We start from the raw sequence: 21,209 nt of genomic DNA on the forward strand, positions 1-21,209 counted from the left end.
GGCCTGCAGCCTATTACGCTCTTCTGCCCGTCAACAGGGCTCGACCAGCCATCCGCCGCCGCGGTCGTCGGCGTCAACGAGGGCGGGGGCTGTGGTGGCCCAGCGCCAAGCTTCACGTAAGGCCGTTATCAGCTTCTCGTCGTCGGCGAAGGTGGATTGGTCTCCCATTGGCAGCCATACTTCGGTGTCCGGCAAATCGCCGCGGAGCCGGGTCAGCAGGATTCCGGTGTAAATGAGTTGCCGCTGCCCGTGTTGTTCGCCGGCGGCGTGGTTGGTCTTCTGGTCGCGGGCCAAGGGAGTCAAGGGGGCGTCGAAGATAACGCTGCGGCGCTGGGCTCGTAGGGTCACCCGGCGTGGCGGTTCGGCCATTCGGGGTGCGCTTTCTATGGGCGGCTGACAGTGGTGTGCTCCCTCCCATTGTGTAAGTCGTCACGCAGACGGAGCTAGTTGCGGCCGGACTGAGGCTTCTTGCTGGACGGACGCTGGCGGCGACCTGCGCCGTTGTCCGCTCAACCCCCCAGTTGACTCTCCAGCAGTAGGCCCGGTTCGCCCGTTCGTGCCGAGGCGGAATCCGTCGCCCGTCCCACTTGGCCACATCGGTCGGCGCGGTCACGACTGTCCTTGGATGCAGGTCGACGCGGGCCGCCGAGTCGATCGTTCACACGAGGCCGTGTGGCACTAGGGATGGTCGGCGTTGCGTGCAACTCGGCAAACCGCGTCGAGGACCAACTGGATGTGGACGCCTTTGAACAGTAGTTCGGCGATCCCCATGCTCTTGAGCTGCTTTGCCGAGAGCTGCAGATCCAGGCCGGAGAAAGCGATAATTCCGACACGGGGTTGATGCTGATGGAACAGGCGCAGCGCGCGCAGCGGTTGACCCTCGAGTTGAGCGTCGAACACCGCGACCGACGGCCGATGCCAGGTGGCCAGCCGAATGGCCTCAGCGCCGTCTCCGGTGTCGGCGACAACATCGACGTCGGGCTCGGCAGCAAGCACGTCGCGTAGCGCGGCCCGCACCAGTGGCGACTGGTCCACGAGCAGGACGCGGACCAGGCTCATCGGGTGGCTTGCCCCGGATGGGGCACGTGTGCCTCCCGGGACTTCGGCATCCCAGAACGCTATCGATGGGTCGCAGATCAGGCATGACGCAGCTGCACTACTCGGTGTGACAACTACCTGGGTGGCGCAGACTTCATCTGTTGGAGGTGATGTGGATGTGGGCGGCCGACCTGTCGTGAAACCGCTCCGCGGGGGCTCGACGTCGGCCCCTGCTGTCGCTCCCTGCGGCCAGAGCCGTTCGACTCTGGTCGATACCCCATGCCACCGCCATTCTCGGTACACGTCGTCCGGCGATGCGGGTATCCCCCCGGCCTGCTGCCGGTCGGCCAGGTCTGCCGGGCATCACTGCGCGCCCGGCAGGCCGCCTCGTTGAACGCCGGCTTTGTTCATCGGCTTGTGGCAAGTCGCTGTCATAACCCGCCCCGCCGCCCGTGAGGCGGCGTCAACATCCGGTGTCGCGGCCCGCCGACGTGGGCATCCACGGACCGCCGTCGAATGCCCCTAACCCCGAGGGGCTCGATGCACCGCGCTGCGCCGAGCATCGTTGCTGCACTCGGGGCAGCGCGGCGGTGCGGATGGCTGACTGCTTAACCACCCGCGACGCCGCGTTTACCCCAAGCTAAGGCTGGTACACCCGTAAGGCGACGTGTATCGCTTGCTCGTCGATTCGTGCGCAGTCGGCCCTGAGGGCATCCGCCTGGCGCTCGTGCACCTCTCTGGCTCGGGCAACTGCGCCGTGGGCAGCGATGACGGCCGAGCGCTTCGCCTTCGCGCTAGTGGTCCCCGGCGTTGGAGGTGGTCGCTCGGGTGGTGTGAGATTCGGCGGTGACGTCATGGAGAGAACCGGGTGATCCGGCCGTCGAGGTGGAGCAGTTGAAGGAAGCGTTGGCGACGCAGCCGGTGATCGAGCAGGCAAAGGGAATGATCATGCTGGTGCGGGCCTGCACCTCTGACGATGCGTTCATCGCGTGACGCTTGACTTCCGCGACCTCAAAGGCACACTCGCTGACCTCGACCGGACGCTGCTGACCGAACTGCGCCAGGCTGGCTCGGCTTGACAGACGTCCTCCGCGTCTCGCAGTATCCGAACAAGTGTTCGATTACTGTTCGGGTTCGCTCGCGGCTTCCCCGCGCGGGTGTCTCCGGTGCGTGTTCGTGGTGCTGGAGGTGCGTGGTGGCGGTACCGGAAGCGGTGGCCGGGCTCGCGGCGATCCCTGGGGTCCGCACGGCCGCGCAGCTCGGCGAGCCGACCGTGGACACGTCAACGTCCGCCGGTTCGTTGCCGGTGGCGGCGGCCCTCGCCGGGCTGTTTCCGAGTGGCTTGAGGCGCGGCAGCGCGGTGTCGGTCGGCGGCTCGACCGCGCTGGTCTTGGCCTTGCTGGCCGAAGCGACGCAGGAAGGATCGTGGGCGGCGATCACCGGCATGCCTGAGGTCGGTGTGGTGGCGGCGGCCGAGCTGGGGGTCGACCTCGATCGGCTCGCCCTCGTGCCCAACCCTGGAGCAGAGCTGGTCGCCGTCGTGTCGGCGTTGATCGATGGGTTCGACCTGGTCGTCCTCGGCCCGTCTGCCGTCCGCGGGGTACAGCCGCAGTTGGCGCGCCGGCTCGCCGGCCGGCTCTGCAACCGGGGCGCGGTGCTGGTGGCTGCCGGTCCCTGGCCTGGCGCTGACCTCGAACTGCGTGTGTCGAAACGCCGGTGGCGCGGTCTGACGGATGACGGTTTCGGTCACCTGGAGTTCCGTGACGTCGTGGCGACCAGCCGCGGCCGTGGCGCTGCGGTTCGTCCGCGTAGCGTCGAGCTGCGACTCCCCAGCCCCAGCGGTGCAGTCGCCGCTGTGGAGGCATCCGCTGGCCAGGCGCTGACCGAGGTCGCCGGATGATCCGCATGTCCCAGCGGTCGTACCCGAACCGGGCGGGACTCCCACGAGGTGCTCCATGATCGACCAGGCCGACGGCGCCGTTCGGCCCGGTGCGCGCGGCGAGTTCGGCGGGCTGATCCCGGTCCGACCGGCGACCGGCAAGCTCGTCGTCTGCCTCCGTGGCCACCGGCTCGACCTGGACCTCTACGACAAGCTCAAGCCCTACAGCCACTGCTACCGGCTGCACGGCACGCTCTGCGAGGTCTGCCGTGCACAGGAAGGCTGCGACCCCGTGGCCCGGCGCCTCGCCGAGTGGGCGCACCTCGATGTCACGATCCAGCACGGGCCCGGCCCGGCCCCGGGTGACGGGCTCGTCCTGGTCGCCTGTCCGCCGACTGCGGGAACGCTGGCCGGTCGGATCGAACTCCATCTCGACGCCACCAAGGTTGGCGCGGTGACCGCCAGCCTGTGCGCGAGCTGCCGGACGGCCACCCTCGACTACGTCCACGTCGCCGCCGAGTATCGGCGCCTCGGCTTCGGTCGGACGCTGGTCGCGGCTGCGGTGGCTCGTGCGCCGTCCTACCGGTGGACGGCGCCGCTGCCGGACGGTCCGGTGGCGCAGTCGTTCCGTGCCCGGATCGCCATGCGCCGAGCTGGTCAGCGATGCGTCCACGCCGGTGCGCTCGGTCTCACGCGATGAGCGCCAAGGGCGTGAGCGGGGAAGTGGTCATCGAGTGCAGTAGGCCCGGCAGCTCGACGGGCAGAAGTTTGTCGTGGAAGGCCGAGACGCAGTGGCCGACCACCGGCGGCACCCGACGAGACCGGCACGCTCGTGGCGGTATAGCCGGCCTGCGCGGCGTTCGTGTCGGTGCGGACTTTCCGGAAATGTCGGAGATTGTGCTTACCGTTGTCGCGTGACGGGGGTGCAGTTACCGCGGACGCCGTTGCGGCGGTTCCTTGGATCGGGAGCTGTCGCTGCTGCCGATCGCAGCCAGGCCCGGCCTCGATTTCCCCAGCTGAGTGCCTACGAGGTCCACGAAGATTCTGCTCGGACGCCTTGCTCCTGGATGAATACGTAGACGTCCTGGGTGTAGCCATCCCAGCCGTCGTACTGGAAGGCAGCGCGCTGGGCGTCGCGGTCGATCGTATGGAGCGCGGCGGCGAAGTGCTGATCGTCGCCTGGGTAGATGATCTCCCGCATAGCTGGCTCACGAATCAACCGTTGTGCAGCAGGCCGGGTCCGCTCGGCGTAGAACCGCGCGAAGTGGGGAAAAAGGCCAACCTTATTGGTGCTGTCAGCCATCGCGACCACGCCAGCGAGGAAGTCGAACTGGGTCAGGCCGGTGAGTACCTTCTCGTCTTCGGGTTCAACGTCGGGGCGCAGCCACTCCAATTGCCGAGCTACATTACGAGCACGGCTCAGAATGGAGTCGAGAACCTCCTGGTTACCGTCGCGAGCCGTTAGCAGTTTGGCACGGCTAGCCATCGTCATCGCGTGCCGAAGCCAAGTCGTGTACTTGTCGCGCATTTCGAGATGTCGTCGAGCCACCAAGTTCCGTACCGCCCACCAGTCGCTACGGCGAACGGCCAACGAACCGAGCGCTAGGACTCGCTCGATGATTGCCAGCCACAACACCGCGGACCGGCGTGGCGGATCGTTGACGATCGGGGCTTCGGTTTCGAGTCCGATGCCGTAGATCGACACCAGTGTGTCGATGACCTGCTCAAACCACTCGTGACGCTCCAGGTCCAGGAAAGTCGCAGCGAGAGACGTGAGCCGGTCAAGAATCCCCGTGACGCCGTCCTCGTCACCCGACCGGAACAAGTCGCGCAGGTCTGGGACGGCCCGACTCAGCAGTCGCCGGAGAGGGATGTCGTCCTTGGCGCGTAGGAGCTCGATCGCGGCCTCAACCAGCACATCGGGTTCGAGAGTGAGGTTGAACTCGACGGCTGGGCCTTGAGCAACGTGCTGGCCGGCGGAGCCAGCCCGGAGTTCGTCGGCGAGTCGTCGGTAGCTCTCGGTGTGCTCAGCCTGCCACCGCGCACGCTGGTGTTCGACTCGCCGGCGGATGACTTGTTCGAGACCTTGGTGGTTGAGCCTGACGCTCTGCGTACCGTCGCGGTAGAACACGTCTCCTTCGTGGAACACGACCTTCGGCGATCTGCCAGGCTGGTCGTACTGGCCGTCTGCCCGGAAGAACGCACAGCCTGCCGGGTTCGGAGCAATGTGCACGAGCACGACCTGGTGCCCGTCGAGGTCGTGGACCTGGGAGTAGATCTCCAGGGTGTCCGGTAGCCACTTCAGGAGCTTCGGGCGCAGGCGTGCTTCGTCGAAGAGTTTCGCCTGTTCAGCCGTCACGCTGCCCGTGGGATTGCCCTGCCCGTCGACGCCGATGACGAGGAACCCCCCGCGCACCGACATGGCACCGACGTGCTTGGCGAGGTCTACCTGGTCGTGCTTCTCCTTCAGGTCGTAGCCCGACTTGAAGTCGAGTGTCGGATACTCGGTCTCCAGGGCGAGCAGTTCCCGCAGCTTCTCGCGGTTGACAACGGGCTCGATCACCACGGGTTCAGGGGACTGCGGCTGCACCATCAGCGGAGGATACGGCGTCGAACGCGAGCGCTTGTGGAGAGCGTCGGCGTGTCCACTTCAATCTGCTTGGCCTGCTCGTTGCTTCGTGGCATCCTGGCTAGCTCGCGTCTGCTTGGTCCTCGGCGAGCAGGACGCGATGAGTTGGGATCAGGTAGATGCAGGCGTGTGAGAAGTCGCCGGTTCGAGCGGCTGTTGCGTCGTTGGTGGTCGCTGTGCTGGGTGATCTCGCGGGGCGCGACGGTGTTCCGAAGATCGACAAGATGCCCGATCTTCGGAACTGGTGGCGGTACGGCCAGGAGTCTTTCGCCGCTGTGCGGCCGGATGCTTGGTACATGCCCGAGCGGGTCACCATGGTCAACTGGTTGGACACCTTCGCCGAGATGGTCGCAGTCCGCAACTCGATCGATGCCGACCCGATCTTGAGCACCCGCATCGACACCCTGGTCGGCACCGAGTTTTCGCTTCAACACCGCAGGCTCGACTGGTTGCTGGTCGAGTGCCTGCTCGAACCGATGATCGTCACCACCCGCACCTACACGTTCGACGAAGCGGTGTTCGATCTGCACTACAACCGGCTCGAAGCCGGCCTGATGGCGGAGCCCGTCCGACTCGTCGAGGTCATCCCACTCAACGGCTTCGTGGCAACCAAGACCGAGATCCCGCTACCTGACGGCGTGGTCCTTTGCTCGATGACCGACCGGCAGATGAGCCGGGCCATCCAGGTGCTCGCGGTGCCGGTCGAGTTCGGTGGTGGGCCCAACAGCGTGCAGGTCTCGCGCTTCCACCAGTGGGCCGTGACCAAGGAGCGGAGCTACCCAGTCCGGTCCTACAAGCAGGGGGTGCCCGAGCAGCCGCAGGCCCCGAGCTTTCCCAGCCTGGAGGAACCTGCTGCACGGCTGGTCACCGCGCTGCGTGTGGTGTGCGGTGGGTCGGCGGTTGCCACACGCCCCATCCACATGCAGCACGACGAGGACTTCCCCCATGACATCGAGGGCAGCGCTGCCCTCTCCGCAGTCGTTTTCGCCGACGTCAACCGGCCGACCCTGTTGCTGGCCGAGGACCAAGTCGACGCTGTGCTCAAGGTGTACGCGATGCTCGCTGAACCCGCCGTCGTTCAGGATCGATCCTTGCAGGTCGCCCTGCGGCGGTTCGTCTTCGCCGGCTCGAAGCCTCTGCCTGCAGACCGGCTCATCGACCTCAACATCTGCTCCGAGGCCCTGTTCATCCAGCGAAACAAGATCAAAACCATGAAAAAGGCGGACACGGTCGCCGTGTCAGGCGGTCAAATGCTGGCCGATGACCCCGTGCTAGGGGTCAGCCGCGGGATCATCGAGCAGTTCCTCAGGAAGGCATATCTCCTGCGTAACGCGGAGATACACGGCAACCACACCAGTTCGAAGACGATGACGCTCCTCAATGGCGACAAGACGACCGATCTCGCCCGCTTCGTCGACGACCTGACACACCTTATGGGGCGTGCGATTCAGCTGGCACTCGCCGAACACGCGTGATCTCAGCATGCAGGTTTAACGAGGTTCGAGCAGGTAAGGCGGGGATCAATTTATTTTGCTTGCCCTGGTGTGCAGGCCGGTATCAAAATGAGAGCTCCGGCTTGATGTTGTTCGCGAGAATGGTAAGGGCCGATTGCTCCTCTGCCGGCCGGAATGTCATCCAACGGCGCACAAATTGTTCGGCGGCCATCGACGCCGCGTAGTCCTCATCGAGGTCGCCAGGAAGCCTGAGCTGCTCGATCCGTGTGACCCACTCCGTGAGGTCGTCGGCGCCGTCTGACACGGGCTCCAAGACTCGGAGCGCTTCCTCAAGCGAGTGGGCCGTCAGGGTGAGCCCACCGGCGGGATCGAACCAGAGGCCGTAGGCGAGGCCGAGACGATAGTCACGTGGCCAGGTGTTCAGATCGTCCGAGTCCAGGCACGGCTCCAGCCCGTCGCGCCGAACCACGAATGTCCCCCGCATGACGCGCTGGCCGACGGCGACACCGATACTGCGCTGATGCCGGGGCTCCAGCGCTGGGAGGTTGGCGGCAAGCAGGCGCCGTTCGAGCGTGCCGGAGTAGAAAGTCTGGGATGTCACCACGAGGTCGTTGATGAGCGAGGTCGGGCGACCCTCGGCGAAGTAGCCGAGTCGGCGTAACGCCCACCGGGCCCAGAGCAGTCCGCCATCGAGCGCCAAGGCGACCATCTCATCGCGGAGGTCCGGTGTTCGTGCTCGGCCGTGTCCGCCGCCGAACTCGTTCCTGATACCGCCGAGGTTCTTCGCGATCTTGCTTGCCTGGGTCGCGAGCTGGCCGAACGGAGACTGGTTGGCCAGCTGGTGGCCAGGTTGGCCGGTCAGCAGCGTGTGCGCCTGAGCGACGACCGTCTCGAACCCGGTGTTCGGCGCTGCGGGCGTCCCGTCGATGTCCAGCACGACGCGCGAAATGCTCTCGACCAGGCATTTGATGTCGCTGAGGGCTTGTGAACCGTCGTCGGCGGCCAGTGATCGCCACAGCCGGTCTGCTTCGCGTTCGACGCAGGCCCAATGGTCGTCACCGAGATAGTCCGGGCGGCCGATCTCGAACCGCGAGTACGGGTCGGTCATGCTTCCGAGCATTGCACGTGGTCCGTCGCTGGCTGGCTCGGCACGCCTCAACGATCGAGGGCGGAAGCACGGCATCGGGCCGCGCGCCTGCCGGACCGGGCATGGCCTTATTCCCCCAGGGCAGCCGGGGCGAGCTGTGCAGAAGCGTGCGCAAAACGAAAAGCCCAGGTCAAGCGTACCGCCACAGGGTAGCCGTTCTCTCACAGTAGGTGCTACAGTCAGCCTGCCCTTAATCTGCCTGCCATGAGCGAAAACAGGATGGGCATGCACCGACGGGGCGACAAAATCCACTTCCGGTGGCCCGATACTGATCACTGGGTTCCAGGTCGGGTTATCTCAGGTGACCCCCACACGACTCGCGTTTGCGCAAGCACCCCGCGTGCAGTTCCTGTGAACTGGGGTGTTCGGTGGCTGCCAGTCGGCACGCCGACCTATGTTGCCGTGCCGCATGACGAAGTTCATTTCGTCGAAGCCGACCCGGCATGGAGCCCCTATTCTGTCACTCCCTTCCTGGAGCCAAATGAGTACCGCTTGCTTGGCGAAGCGCCGACTCTTGTTCGCCGCTTTCGCGCGAGTCATTTCGGGGCTTATATGCCTGCGACCTACTATGCACCTAATGACCCGGTGTGGGTTTGGGAGAAATCCTGGCTTCGGGCTGTCGTCGTAGACTCATCCCGATCTTGGGTGAACGTCTGCATTCTCGACGAGCACAGCGACAAAAAGGGGAGTGTGAGCTCCAAAGGTTATCATCCTCCTTACGTGTGGCCGGCGATCTGCGATTACCCGGCACCCGTGTTGCATATCTTCACTGGAATTATTGAAAATTTGCCCGAGGACGAATCTATTTCTACGCGCAGGCGAGGCGCCTCGGTGGGTCGCTGGATGGAGTCGAGGCTTCGATGATAAGCGATCCTGACGAGTCGATGCTCGAATCTTACATAACAGGCTCATAGAGCGGAATTTCGCCGACAAGCCGTACCCATGACGCCCCTTTGGGTCTCTGGGTTACGCCGCGAACCGTGCGTCTTCATCGCCGCTGGGGCGCTCGGCGTCCTGCGCCACTAAGGACCAGGCGGGACGCCGATACTGATGCCGCCCTGGGGTTATCACCGGCGCGACACCGCTGTCAGCGTTCCTTCGCGCCACGCCGATGTCCGGCCAGCTCGATCACCGGGAGAGCGTGGGGATAATGCTCGGGTGAGCAACCACTCCGATCTTCGTAGCGCCTGCCGGGCGTTTGTCGCGTCTGCGTTCGCTGCGCTCGCCGACGAGCACGTGCTGCCCACGCCCCGCTACCAGGCGTACATGGCCGTTGGTCGCGATTACTTCGGCGGCAGCATCATGCCGCTCGCCGAGTTCACCGCGTTGGAGGCACTGCTGGACAAGCGCTACACCGAGCGTTTCGCCGAGCCGCTCAAGCGCAAGCATGCCGAGTTCGCCAAGACCTATATCCTCGGCCTGCTGGAAGCATGCATCACCCGCTGCGCGCAGACCGGAGACTTCAGTCCGACCGGGCCGACGGTCGAAGAGTCGATCGACGAACTGCTCGCGGTCTTGGGAGCCAGCACCTACGAACTGGTCTGCGCCCGGCACGTCTCCCATCTCACCACTGCGGGCAACGCCGAGATCCAGATCGGGGACATCACGATCATTCCCGAGCCCGAGGATGCCCACAGGTTCCTTGCCGACCGGATTCGACGAGAGATCCCCGGCGCACCTCGTGCCTGGAACCGCGACCTGCCGCGCCCCTTCGACCCTCCGCACGCACTGCTGCTCATTCGTGAAACCACCGACGCCGCCGACCCGTACGTCGTCCGGAGCCGGCTATCGGCCAAACTGGAGCGGTTTCTCCTGCTTGCGCGCTTACTGACCGCCGGCACCGTTCAGTCGGACTACGAATCAAGTGGCATGACGACGCTGATCGCGTGCATGAACCCGCAGATCCACACGTCCGGCAAGGGCATGCTCGACACCCTGGTTCGCCGCACGGTCCGGTTGACCGGCGACGAGGCGGCCGTCTTCACCGCGGTCAGCAACATGATCGACACCGCCGACATCAAGCGGGATGGCATCGTCGCCACCTCCTTCGATGTCGCCCTCAGTAAGTACAACCAGTCCCATACCATCGGCAGCCCCTACGAGCATCTGGTCGACCTGGCCACAGCATTGGAAGGCGTTCTCATCGGCGCCGAGAACGAGGGCGAAGGACTGACCCTTCGCCTGTGCACCCGAGCCGCCGCACTCCTGGCGAGGGACGACGACCCGGCAACTGCGGTCTTCAATGACGTCAAAGAGCTGTACGGCCTGCGCTCAAAGCTCGTCCACGGCGGTCAGATCACCGAAAAGGACCTGCGGAAGGTCTTCACCCGCGTCTCAACCGTACCCGTGGGCGATGCCGAACACCGATTTGGCATGGCCCTCGCTTACGCTGTCGACCGAATGCGCGATCTGGTTCGGCGGGCCATCCTCGCCCGCCTTTGTCTTGCCGAACACCCCAACCCCGCCTGGCCGTTCACTGGACGCGCCGCCGTCGACGCCATACTCGCCGACGACCACCAACGGGCCACATGGCGAAGCCACTGGCACAACCGCCTCGCCTCGCTCGGAGCCGAATATGCTGGCGGCAAACCCCGTGCTGCCGTCGACACCATCTCACAGGAGGATCGATAGACGAGGGCAAGCGCGGTCGGTGACGCTGAGCTCGTCGTCTGGCGCGGTGACCTGCTCGATGCCACCGGAATGGGTGAGGGAAGTTCCCGAACAGTTTGTCGAGCGTGTCGAACATGCTCCTCCGGTGGCGAACAGCACGGGCAGAAGCAGAATCGCGTACCCGGCGTAGGGGCCGGTTCGCAACGTGTAGCGTCGGGAGACTCGCCGACAGGTCCCGGTGCGATCGGCGCGTGGTCTCCGCAGCCCGGACAGCAGCTTGGCGGTTTGCTGTCTTGGCGGAAAACTGCCTGGTCGTCCAGGCCGGCGATTGTCATGGACGGGGAGTGAGGCTCACCGTCGGCGACTTCGCCTACCTGCTCAAGGCAGCGCTGGCCGTCCACGGTCACCTCGGAGGACCGGCCGATCGGCTTCCCGATCACAAGTGGCGAGGACCCCGCCGGCGTCCCGATCATCACGAGCGGTCACCCAATCCAGCCGCCTTCGCCCGCTTGGTGACACAAACGAGGGAGCATTTATGCTGCATAAACGGCGACGATCGACGTCGATTGACGCCGAATCAGGGCATGAGCGAATGCAAATATCCCAGCTAGATCGACTGACGTCGACCCACGGCTAGAACCTCCAATTAACCGGAGGGTTCTTGGTTCGAGTCCAAGCGGGGGAGCAAAAGCCCAGGCCAACGGCCTGGGCTTCTTTGTGTCCAGGACCAAAAGACCCGGACTCTCCAGAAACTGTCCAGATTCAGGAGCCTGTCTCCGGCTCGCCCCACATGCCCTCAAGCGCGGCGGCCGTCGCCTCGACCACCCCCTCGGACGCAGTGGCAGACCGTGCTGAACGGCGATACTGAGCGTCTGGCCGAGGGGGTGCGGGGCATGGACGAGAGGGCGACGTTCGGCGGCGAACTGCGGAGGCTGCGACAGAACGCCGGTCTCTCCTTGGCGGGGCTTGCGGCTCGCGTCCACTACAGCAAGAGCTACCTCAGCAAGATCGAGAACGAGCTGATGCCGCCGAATGCGGCGTTCGCGGAGGTTTGCGAGACCGAGCTGGGCGCAGCCGGCGTTCTGAAGGCGCTGCTGCCTGCAGGCCCGGCCCGGCGCCGCACCGCGCTCGACGTCGTTCCCTCGGGGCTGCCTCCCGTCACCACACTCTTCACCGGGCGGGTGACCGAACTGCGTGCGATCCGGGAAGTGCTCCGGAGCGAGGGCGGGATATGCGTTGTCTCCGGGCTCGGCGGTGTCGGCAAGACGGCGCTGGCCGTCCGGTGTGCTCAGTTGCTCGAGCCCGACTTCGCCGATGGGTGCTTGTTCATCGACCTTCGCGGACTCGGTGAACCTCCGGTCTCGCCGTCGGTGGTGCACGACCGGGTGCTGCGGCTTCTGGGGGTTCCGGCCGAGGGCGTCCCGGCCGATCCGGAAGACCGGGCGGCCGTCTACCGCGCACACCTGCGGGACCGCCGCACCCTGCTCGTCCTCGACAACGCCGGGAGCGCTGCCCAGGTCCGGTCGCTGCTGCCCGGCGGCCCGAAATGCCGGGTCCTGGTGACCAGCCGCTCGCGGCTGACCGCGCTGGACGAGGCCGGGCACGTCCCGGTCGACGTGCTGCCGCTCCAGGACGCCACCGAACTGTTCGCCGTCCTGGTCGGGGCGGACGGGGTTGCTGAAGGCGGCGCCCAGGTCGTGCAGCGGTGTGGCCGCATTCCGCTGGCCATCCGGATCGCGGCCGCGCGGTTGCGCGCCCACCCCGTGTGGGACATCGGCGACCTCGATCGCCGGCTCGCCGATGAATCGGCCCTGCTCGGCGAGCTGGACGACGGCGAACGCAGCCTCGCGGCGACGTTCCGGCTGTCCGCCCGGGACCTCGAGCCGGCCGAAGCGCGGTTGTTCAGCCTCCTTGCCCTGCACCCCGGAGCGGATTTCGACGTTGCGGCGGCGAGTGCGCTGGGCGGGCTGCCGGTCCGGGACGCCGACCGCCTCGTCGAACGGCTCTACAACGCCCACCTCCTCGGCCAGCCGGCTGTGCACCGCTACGGCTTCCACGACCTGGTGCGGACGTTCGCCGCCACCCTGCCAGACGCTTCTTCGGAGGGCCGCGAGGCACTGCGCCGGCTGTTCGACCACTACCTGGCCACCGCCTCGGCAGCTGACCGGCTGATCACGCCCGGGCGGTTCCAGGTGGCCGCCACCACGAACCGGCCGGCGGGGCCGGAGCTGCTCGACGCCGCCACCGCGATGCAGTGGCTGCGCGCGGAACTGCCGGCCCTCGTCGCTCTCGTCCAGGTCGACGAGAGCGCACTGGACCGGCACCGCTGGCAGCTCGCGTTCACCCTGCGCGGGTACTTCTACCTGGCGAAGGAACTGGAGGCTTGGCTCGAGACGCACGTGGCCGCCTTGGCGGCGTGCCGGCGGCTGGGCGACCGCCGGGCCGAAGCGCTCACCCTCAACAACCTGGGCATGGGGCTCGCGGCGGCCGGGCGGCTGGACGAGGCCACGGACCAGCACTTGGCGGCCCGCGCGTTGTTCGACGCCCTGGGCGACCGGCACGGCGTCAGCGACTGCCTGGCCAACCTCGGAGCGGTGCTGGCGAGGCAGGGCCGCTTCGCCGAGGCGCTCGAGCACCAGCAGCAGGCGCTGCAGTACTACTCGGCCGCCGGGCTGACCCGCAATAGCGGCATCACCCTGCGGAGCATGGCCACCGCGCACCTGGCCCTCGGCGAGGTCGACGAGGCCGTCCGATGTGCCGCCGAAGCCTTGGCCCTCGCGCTCGGGCGTCGGCACGACCTGGATGTCGCCCAAGCCGCCAATGCCCTCGGCGCAGCACGGGAGCGAAAGCAGGACTACTCGAACGCCGAGGTGGCCTGGCGGCAGGCGCTGGCTCACGGCGAGCGGTGCGGCAGCGTCCACGAGCAAGCCACGGCCCGATGGGGGCTGGGCAGAATCGCGATGGCGACCGGCCGGATCGGCGAAGCCGAAACGTTCCTCCGCGCCGCCCGGGAACTGTACGAACTGGTGAAATCGCCGCGAGCGGACGAGGTAGCGGAATCACTCGCGGCATTCGATCCCTCTTGAAGACCGATTTCCGCCGCGGTGATGCGTTATCGTTCGGATGTGCCGTCTACCGCTCATGCGCACCGGAAAAAGATCTTCATCTCCTATTCCGGCAAGTCGTTCCCTCGGATGGAGCAGCTGGTCGCCCGATTGGAGTCCAGGGGACACCCCGTTTTCATCGATCGCCTGGGAAACCACCTCGGCGACCCGGTCAGCGCGAAGATCGAAGAGGAGCTGCGCGGCAGCACGATCTGCCTGGTCTACTACTCGGAGCGCTATTCGGCGCGACACGCGTGCCAGAGCGAACTCATGCACGTCCTGGTCGCCGACCAGCGCGAAGGCGGGCTGGCCCGCACGCTCGTGATCAATCCCGGAAAGACCAAGGCGCACATCCACCCGGCCGCGCTGAAGGACCAGATCTACCTGCCCGACGATGGAAGCGAGGCGGCACTCGCCCGGATCGTCGACGAGGTGGAACTCCGGCTGTCGCAGCTCACCGGAACGTACCCGGGAATCGATTTCGGCGCGTTGCCGCGCATGATCGGCCGTCGACCGGGGGTCGAGCCCCGGATCCGCCGCTACGGCGCCATGTGGCAGCTCCACACGGCCCTGCACGCCGGGCGGTACGGGTTGACCCACCCGCCGGTGAACGGGATCGCCGTTCTCACCGGACTGCCCGGAGCGGGCAAGACCGCCCTCGCGGCCGACTACCTGCTCCACTTCGCCCACGAGTACGCGCTGGTCGTCCACGTCGACCTCGGCGAGGCGACCGGCATCACCAAGGACACGGCGTTGCGCGAGGCCACTGCCCAGGCCCAAGCCGAACTCGGCACGGCCACCGGGCAAGCCCTGGTCGTCATCGACAACATCCCCGCCGCGGTGGCGCACGACTCGTTCACCGCCGGGTTCGACAGCCCGGACGTCCTGATGCTGTTGCTCACCGAACACACCGAGTACGCCGCGCTCGGCAGCGAGGTCCGCCTCGCCGGACTGACCGACGACGAAGCACGCGAGCTGTTCCGCGGCCTGCACCCGTTCGACCGGAAGGACGAAACCACGAGCCGGCTGGTGGACCAGCTGCTGGCCGCCGTGGACAACCACCCCATGGCGGTCGCCCTGCTGGCCGGCTCGGCGACGGCCCGGCTCGGGCTCACCACGCTGACCGAGCACGTCGGACGGGTCCTCGACGGCTCGTCGGACACCACGGCGAGGGTGGCCGAGCTCTTCGCCGACCAGCTGGAGAGCCCCGACGCCTACGAGCTCGCGGTCCTGCGGCTGATGGCGGCTTGCGGTCCCTCGGCGGTTCCGGTCCGGCTCATCCGGGACATGCTGGCCGAACTGGGCCTGGACCCGAGTCGCGTGCCTGAGGTCCTGGAGCGGTTGCGCGCCAGGATGTTGCTCGGTGCGGACCGGAGCTTGTGGTCCATGCCCGGTCTGGTCCGGCAGGCGGTGCGGCGCCGGCACGATTCCGCGACCGTGGACTGGCTCGCGTCGGCCTGCGCCGGATACCTGGCCGGGGCGCTCGGGGCCGGCCGGGAAACCCATGAACCCGGGGAATGGGCGCTGCTCGTCCGGCACGCCCGGTACCTCGTGGACCGGCCGGGCGTGCCGGCGGCGACGGTGAACGCCCTGCTCCCGCTGATCGCCAGGGAGCTTCGCGAGGCGGGACAGCCGGCGTCGGCGGCCCGGTACCTGGATCGCCTGCTCGTGGCGGGTGCCGCGGAGCCGAGCCTGGCGGTGGACGCCGCGTCCGACCACTACGAGGTGGGCGAATACCAGGACGTCGAGCGGATCGCGGTGGCTTGCGCTCCGACGTGCCCACCCCGGGAAGGGGTGCTCCTCGCGGGCTTGCACGCTGCGGCGCTGGACGCCATGGGCCGTTTCCCCGACGCCGATCCGCCGTGGCGGCACGCGACCGGCCCCGCGAACGACGGCTCGCTGGCGGAAGCCGAGCGGCTGTGGATCCGGCTGCTCTGGCTCCGCGGCCGTCGCCTGCGGGGGACCGTGAAGGAGAACTTCGCCGAACTGGAGGAGGTGGTCGCCGCCGAAGCACGGCTGCCCGGGAAGATCGTGCACCTGGCCGAACTCGAACTCGCGCACCTGCGGATGACCATCGGAGACCAGCGCACGGCCCGTGAGCTCGCCCGCCGGGTCGTCGACTTCCACGGGCGCCGGGCGCAGCAGCACCACCCGATCGCGATCGACGCCGAATACGTGCTGGCGACCGCGGAGCTCCGGCTGCACTTCACGGACCTGAAGCCGTCCCCGGCCCAGTGGGCCGCCGCCGAGGAGAAGCTGCGCCGCATCGCCCGGCAGCGCGAAGAAGAACTGGGCATGCGCAATGTCGACGTCCTGGCGACCAAGGTGAGCATCGATCTGGCGGTCGTCTCCCAGGGCAGGCCCAAGGAGGTGCTGGCGAACACCGCTGTGCTGCTTCCCGTGCTGACCGGCCGGCTGACGGAGCAGCACCCGGTCGTTCTGCGGGAGTACTACGTGCAGGGGCTGGCCCACTCCCAGCTCCGCCGGTTCGACGACGCGGTTCGTGCGCTCGAACGTGCCCACCGCGGACAGGTCGCCGTTCTCGGCCCGGCTCATCCGGAGACCTTGCAGACCCAGTTCGAGCTGGCGATGGCTCTGAAGCTGCGCAACGGCCAGGGCGACCCGAGGCGCGGGAACACGTTGCTCGATGAAGTGAACCGGCTGGCGCCGTCCGTCGTCGGGAGGAAGACGGATCTCCCGTGGCAGGCCTTCACCGGGGCGACGCTGGCGCGTTGGGCCCCCGGTTCGGTGCTCAGGTGGGCCCATCGGAAGAACCACGAAGACAAGTGGTGAGGCCGATCCGGATACCGGCTGCCGCGGCCGGTATCCGGATCCAGGGCTCTCGGACGGTGAGCCCGGGCTCAGCAGTGCCCGACCGACGGCTGCTGGGACACGACACCGGAGCTCAGGTACCCCACCTGCGAGTAGTAGGTGGCCTTGAACCAGCGGTTCGACCCGAAGCCGTTGTCACCGGCGTCCAGCCAGCAGTTGATGTCCACCCACTGGTTGTAGATGGTCACCTTGATGGCGGCCCCGAGATTCGGGTCCGAACGCAGGTTTCCCTGCGTGACGTACCCGCGGGCGGCCTGCACCGAGTCGTGGCTCGCCGGTGCGGCGGACGCGGTCGCGGTGCCACCCGCGACGGCAGCCACTGCGATCGCCGTCGCTGCCAGCGATTTGCGCACGATCTTCATGATACCTCCTCGTATTTCGCGGTCACCGGCTCACGTTAGGACGGCGGGTGAGGTGATCGGCGTGCTCGTTGCCGAGACGAATTACTGCGCAACACGGTCTTCCGGGTCTTTCCGGCCCTTTTCTGTCCGGTTATTGTCGGCACAGTTCGGCAGGGAAGCGCGGAAAGGGTGTGGTAGCAAAGAAAGGTGGTGAATTTCGGGCGAAGCGAGAGCACCCGGAGACTGGGCTGGCTGTTGCGAGTGAGCCGGGGAACCCGCGGCTTGCGGGAGTTCGCCGCCACGATCGGCCACGCGACCGCGCCCAGCACTTTGAGCCGCTGGGAGCGGGGAAGCAGCACAGTCACCCATCTCGCGGTCCGCAGCTATGCCGACGCGCTCGGCCGGCCGGAACTGCTGACCGTCGCCGACAACATGGCGCGCTATTACGGGAACCGGCTGGGACCGTCACCCGCCCTGCCCCGGCCGCCCCTCGAACCGGCTGCGGTGTCCGCGCGGCTCGATTCGCTCATCGACCGGGCCGTCGGCAAGGACTTGTTCACCGGCCGGGACTGGGACGAGCTGACCGATCTCCTGTCACGGGGCGTCGTCGTGTTGAGCCCCCGCTCGACGTGGGAAACGCTGGCCGAGCGGCTGCTCTCGGAACTGGCGATCGCCGACGGAACCCACTGGCTGTGGCGTGCGGAGGCGCTCCACCGTCTGCTGGCCCATCGGGTGGGTGGCGAGGTCGCGGTGGCCACCGCGGCGGCGGCCGCCGCCGATCGGTCGGCCCAAAGCTTGATCGGGACCCTGTCCGTCCTCGACGCCACTTCGTCACCTCTCGCAGCATCGGTCGTCCTTCGGCACTTGAGGAACCCGACGTCGAACCGCTCCTTTTCCGGTGCGCTGTTGTCCTGTCACCGCAAGGTCCGGCTCGGCCACTTCACCGCCGAACAGCTCGCCCACGTCGGTGGCACCTTGGCCGACGTGGACGACCAGCCCCTGGTCGCCGCGATCGCCGCGTGCCTTCCCCTGCCCCTGCGCAAGCGGTTCTCGTTTCCCCGGCGGGAGGACCGCGGCCGTCCGGGTGGCCGGCCGAACCGGATCGGTGTGGCGGCCGCTGCGGTCAACGACAGGATCGGTACCGCGGACGATCCGGTGCTGACCGATCTGCTCGCCGAGTCGCTCGGCGCCGACGTCTTCGACGAACGCATGCACGCGCTGTTCCTCCTCCAGGCCAGCCCGTACCGCGCGTCGATCGCGCGAGAACTCGGCCGGGCGCTGGCCGGCCGGCACAGCGGCGCCGAGTTGGTGACGGTGGCGGAGGCGGCGCGCAACTTGGGCGGTCAGCGCGAACGCGGCGTGCTCGAGCAGCTGGTACTCGCGGCAGGCACGTCGCCGGACCTCCGCGAGACGGCGGCCTTCGCCCTCGGTCACGTCGGTGGCACGAGCGAGGACACCTTCTGGCGCGCCGTGCTCGCCGTCGCCCGGCAATGGCGACCGGACGCCGGCACCGCGTCCGTGCTCGACCGCCTCGTCTACGCCGCCGGTCGTGCCGGCCACCACCGGTTCCTGCGGCAAGTCGTCGCGACGGCGGGCCTGCCCGAGGTCGCGAGGGTTTCGGCGCGGTGGTGGCACGGGATACCGCCGCACATCCGGCTGAGCGCCGGGATGTGACCGGAGCCGTCCGGTCGTCACCTCCCGGCTGCGACGACGAAGGGAGATCCCCAGACGGCGTTGCCGCTCCGGCAGGGCTTTCCGGAAGGGCTCGTGAACGACGTCCGGAGCGTTACCGCGTAGACGTCCCGAGGCAGCTCGACCGACAGCGGCTTGCTTTCCCCCGGGTTCACCACGACGGTCTGCTTGGCGTTGACTGCGTCGTCGTTGACGAAGACCTCGAACTTGACCGCGAGGTCCGGGGACGCGGTCGAGTCGGTTCCCACCGCTTTCGCTTCCAGCCGGGTGAAGTTCTTCAGGCGGAACTGCTGTTCACCGCGGTAGGCGCTGCTGTTGCAGGTCGCCAGCATGTTCCACATCGAGTTCTGGTACTGGGTCAGCTGGACGTCGTGGTCACCGTGTTCGAAGTGCCAGTCATCGCTGGGACGTGGCAGGTCCACCAGCAGGACGGGGGAGTCCTTCGGCACACTGCCGCCGTCCCCCGAGACGGCCTGCCCGGCGGAGCCGGTGGCGGACGTCGTTGTCGACGTCGTCGCCGACGCCGATGATTCGGTGGCTTCCGTGGCCGGCGCGCTGCTGGCCGCCGGGCTCACGGTGACTGTTGCCGCCGGAGCGGCCGCCGGCGGCGTGGGCCGGGGTGCGCTCACCCGGCCCACCACGAAACTCGAGGCGAGCAGGACCAGGCCACCGAGGGCCAGGAGGGCCACGCGGGCTCGTCGCCCGGGGTTCATCGCCTTGCGCACCTTCCGCCCCGCGAGAGCCGAGGTCAGCTCCCGGGCGAACGCTTCGTCCCGCGCTGTTTCCTGCCCGAGGTACAGCCGCATTGTTTCGGCTTCGACCATCCCCGAAGGGCGCTCGGCGAACCGCGCGAACACCTCGGCGAGGAACGGATCGGCGAACCGCGCCTGCACTCGGCCCAGAAGGTTCTCCAGCGGGCCGTCGTAGGCTGCCGGTCCGGCACTTGACCTTCGCTGCAGGTAGTGCGACAACACGGACACCGCTGTGCGATTCAATTCCTCTTCGGTCATCGACACTGTTCGCCCCTTTTATCGGTTTCAGGTCTGTGGACGAGTTGGCGGGGGTATCCGGCGGTCGGGTTGCGTGGATCAGGCCGCCCGGGGCCGATCACCCGTACGTCAGGCGTAGAGAGCCGGATTTCCCCACGCCAGCTCCGGCAGCTTGTTCGACTGCCCGCCGGCCAGCAACGCTCCCGCGAGCATCGGGTTCTTCGTGGTTCCGGGACGGTAGGCGACCAGCTTGAGGCGTAACACGCCGACGACGTCGTACCGCAGCCAGGCGGGCTTTCCCATCCGGACCGCGACTTGCTCCTGGGCGACGCCGTCGAGGAAGACCTGGAAATATCCGACCTGGTCGGCGTCGACAGCGTCGTCGAGCACCCCGGCAACCGTTTCGAACCCGGTATAACGCCGGGACAGGTTGTACTCGACGACGGCGCGAGGCTCGTTCGCGAAGAGGGACGGCCGGTACACGATGCTGTCGCCGCGGTGCACGCCGTCGATTTCGGCGCTGGTCATGTGGATGTCGGAACCGCAGCTGGCCGGTGCGAGAACGGACGTCAGCAGGACCGGCGACGGTTGCGTAGCGGAGTTCGACGCCTCGGCGGCCGCTTTGCGGGCGCGCGCGAAATCGCCGAGCTTGGGCAGCGAAAACCGGGCCACTCCGGTCAGCGCGACGAGGAGGTCGGCCACGCCGGCCGGCGTGAACTCCTTGATCTCGTAGCGGGTCGTGGAGTGGGCGTTCAGGAAGGACGGGATCTCCTCGACGCGCCGGCCGGGCAGGACGACGGGCAGGATCCGCCGGGTGGCCTTCGGCAGGTCCTGAGTGATGTTGTCGCGGATCATCGCCGATTCGAACTGCGCGCCGCGACCCCGGTGCGGCGCCTCCGTGCCCTCGGCCCGCCGCTTGTAGTCCGGTGACGCGATCACGAGCACGAAGTCGGCCTCGGCGAGTTGCTCGATCGCCCACAACGACCAGTCGCGGCGTCCGTCGTCGGCCCACTGGTCGAGCCGGACGTCGAGTCCGACATCGGTTCGCAAGAAGGTGGCGAACGTGCGAACGAGTTCGCGGTGCTGATCGTTGTCGTGCGAGTAGGTGATGAAAACCCTCGGCGGTTTTTCTGCGGCGGCCTCGGTCGTCACTTGCTGCTCCAACATCTTGCCGAATCTCCTGGGGCACGGTCGATTGCGCAGATTGAACCCCAGGACGCGAGCCGCCACGGCGGACACGGCACAGTGACCGCTCTTTGTCCTGGTTCTGTCAGTTCCGGAAGATCATTCGTCGACGTTTCGGATCATCACCCGACACCGTCCGGTACCGCGGGGAAGCCGAGGATGGCCAGAGCGCCGAGCACCGAGCACGCCGCGGCAGCCGGCAAGAACGTTGGCGGGCGCAACTGTCGGTAGGAATTGTTCACCGAATCTTCGTGGTTCATCGTGGACCCTTCAACAGCACCGAATGCCGCCGGCCGGTACGGCCATGGC

The 21,209-nt window shown here is 67.3% G+C and carries 16 protein-coding genes; 9 read left to right on the forward strand and 7 right to left on the reverse strand.

Annotated features, from left to right (window positions below):
* Positions 1–30 precede the first annotated feature (30 nt).
* Positions 31–294 carry a hypothetical protein gene (locus tag ACLJPY_RS30625; protein ID WP_410593648.1) on the reverse strand — a complete coding sequence of 88 codons (264 nt, stop codon included), beginning with the start codon at positions 292–294 and terminating at the stop codon, positions 31–33.
* Positions 295–678: 384 nt separating this feature from the next.
* Positions 679–1,059, reverse strand: a complete 381-nt coding sequence (locus ACLJPY_RS30630; protein ID WP_410593649.1) for a response regulator transcription factor — start codon at positions 1,057–1,059, stop codon at positions 679–681.
* Between the two features lie 825 nt (positions 1,060–1,884).
* Here ACLJPY_RS30630 and ACLJPY_RS30635 point away from each other — a divergent pair.
* From ACLJPY_RS30635 to ACLJPY_RS30645, 3 genes are all read left to right on the forward strand, one after another.
* Positions 1,885–2,031, forward strand: coding sequence for an ANTAR domain-containing protein (locus ACLJPY_RS30635; RefSeq protein ID WP_410593651.1), 147 nt, complete (start codon positions 1,885–1,887; stop codon positions 2,029–2,031).
* A gap of 202 nt (positions 2,032–2,233) precedes the next feature.
* Positions 2,234–2,938: a hypothetical protein gene (locus ACLJPY_RS30640; protein WP_410593652.1), complete on the forward strand. Its 705-nt coding sequence runs from the start codon at positions 2,234–2,236 to the stop codon at positions 2,936–2,938.
* 55 nt (positions 2,939–2,993) lie between these two features.
* On the forward strand, positions 2,994–3,617 hold the full coding sequence (locus tag ACLJPY_RS30645) for a GNAT family N-acetyltransferase (RefSeq protein WP_410593653.1): 624 nt from the start codon (positions 2,994–2,996) through the stop codon (positions 3,615–3,617).
* A 324-nt stretch (positions 3,618–3,941) separates the two neighbouring features.
* On the opposite strand, the gene ACLJPY_RS30650 is transcribed toward ACLJPY_RS30645, so the two are convergent.
* The gene (locus ACLJPY_RS30650; RefSeq protein WP_410593655.1) at positions 3,942–5,510 is read right to left on the reverse strand and encodes a helix-turn-helix domain-containing protein; all 1,569 of its coding nucleotides are present in this window, start codon (positions 5,508–5,510) and stop codon (positions 3,942–3,944) included.
* A gap of 212 nt (positions 5,511–5,722) precedes the next feature.
* Between ACLJPY_RS30650 and ACLJPY_RS30655 the strand changes: the two genes are divergently transcribed.
* Entirely contained in the window at positions 5,723–7,021 is a 1,299-nt protein-coding gene (locus tag ACLJPY_RS30655) for a hypothetical protein (protein WP_410593656.1), read from the forward strand.
* An 82-nt stretch (positions 7,022–7,103) separates the two neighbouring features.
* On the opposite strand, the gene ACLJPY_RS30660 is transcribed toward ACLJPY_RS30655, so the two are convergent.
* Positions 7,104–8,108 carry a hypothetical protein gene (locus tag ACLJPY_RS30660; RefSeq protein ID WP_410593657.1) on the reverse strand — a complete coding sequence of 335 codons (1,005 nt, stop codon included), beginning with the start codon at positions 8,106–8,108 and terminating at the stop codon, positions 7,104–7,106.
* Between the two features lie 243 nt (positions 8,109–8,351).
* Here ACLJPY_RS30660 and ACLJPY_RS30665 point away from each other — a divergent pair, with 243 nt between their 5' ends.
* The 4 genes from ACLJPY_RS30665 (at position 8,352) to ACLJPY_RS30680 (ending at position 16,654) form a co-directional block, all read left to right on the forward strand.
* Positions 8,352–9,011, forward strand: coding sequence for a hypothetical protein (locus ACLJPY_RS30665; RefSeq protein ID WP_410593659.1), 660 nt, complete (start codon positions 8,352–8,354; stop codon positions 9,009–9,011).
* A 294-nt stretch (positions 9,012–9,305) separates the two neighbouring features.
* Positions 9,306–10,778, forward strand: a complete 1,473-nt coding sequence (locus ACLJPY_RS30670; protein WP_410593660.1) for a hypothetical protein — start codon at positions 9,306–9,308, stop codon at positions 10,776–10,778.
* An 872-nt stretch (positions 10,779–11,650) separates the two neighbouring features.
* Entirely contained in the window at positions 11,651–13,843 is a 2,193-nt protein-coding gene (locus ACLJPY_RS30675) for an ATP-binding protein (protein ID WP_410593662.1), read from the forward strand.
* A 39-nt stretch (positions 13,844–13,882) separates the two neighbouring features.
* Complete coding sequence (locus ACLJPY_RS30680; RefSeq protein ID WP_410593664.1) at positions 13,883–16,654, forward strand: TIR domain-containing protein; 2,772 nt, start codon at positions 13,883–13,885, stop codon at positions 16,652–16,654.
* 68 nt (positions 16,655–16,722) lie between these two features.
* Here ACLJPY_RS30680 and ACLJPY_RS30685 read toward each other — a convergent pair whose 3' ends face one another.
* Positions 16,723–17,055 carry a hypothetical protein gene (locus ACLJPY_RS30685; protein WP_410593666.1) on the reverse strand — a complete coding sequence of 111 codons (333 nt, stop codon included), beginning with the start codon at positions 17,053–17,055 and terminating at the stop codon, positions 16,723–16,725.
* Between the two features lie 240 nt (positions 17,056–17,295).
* On the opposite strand from ACLJPY_RS30685, the gene ACLJPY_RS30690 reads away from it, so the two are divergent.
* The gene (locus tag ACLJPY_RS30690; RefSeq protein WP_410593668.1) at positions 17,296–18,708 is read left to right on the forward strand and encodes a hypothetical protein; all 1,413 of its coding nucleotides are present in this window, start codon (positions 17,296–17,298) and stop codon (positions 18,706–18,708) included.
* A 17-nt stretch (positions 18,709–18,725) separates the two neighbouring features.
* Here ACLJPY_RS30690 and ACLJPY_RS30695 read toward each other — a convergent pair whose 3' ends face one another.
* Together ACLJPY_RS30695 and ACLJPY_RS30700 are read right to left on the reverse strand one after the other, a co-directional pair.
* Complete coding sequence (locus ACLJPY_RS30695) at positions 18,726–19,736, reverse strand: hypothetical protein (RefSeq protein WP_410593670.1); 1,011 nt, start codon at positions 19,734–19,736, stop codon at positions 18,726–18,728.
* Positions 19,737–19,844: 108 nt separating this feature from the next.
* Entirely contained in the window at positions 19,845–20,882 is a 1,038-nt protein-coding gene (locus ACLJPY_RS30700; RefSeq protein WP_410593672.1) for an SEFIR domain-containing protein, read from the reverse strand.
* Positions 20,883–21,209: the final 327 nt, after the last annotated feature.

The sequence above is a fragment of the Amycolatopsis sp. lyj-23 genome, from assembly GCF_046549135.1.
Lineage (GTDB): Bacteria > Actinomycetota > Actinomycetes > Mycobacteriales > Pseudonocardiaceae > Amycolatopsis.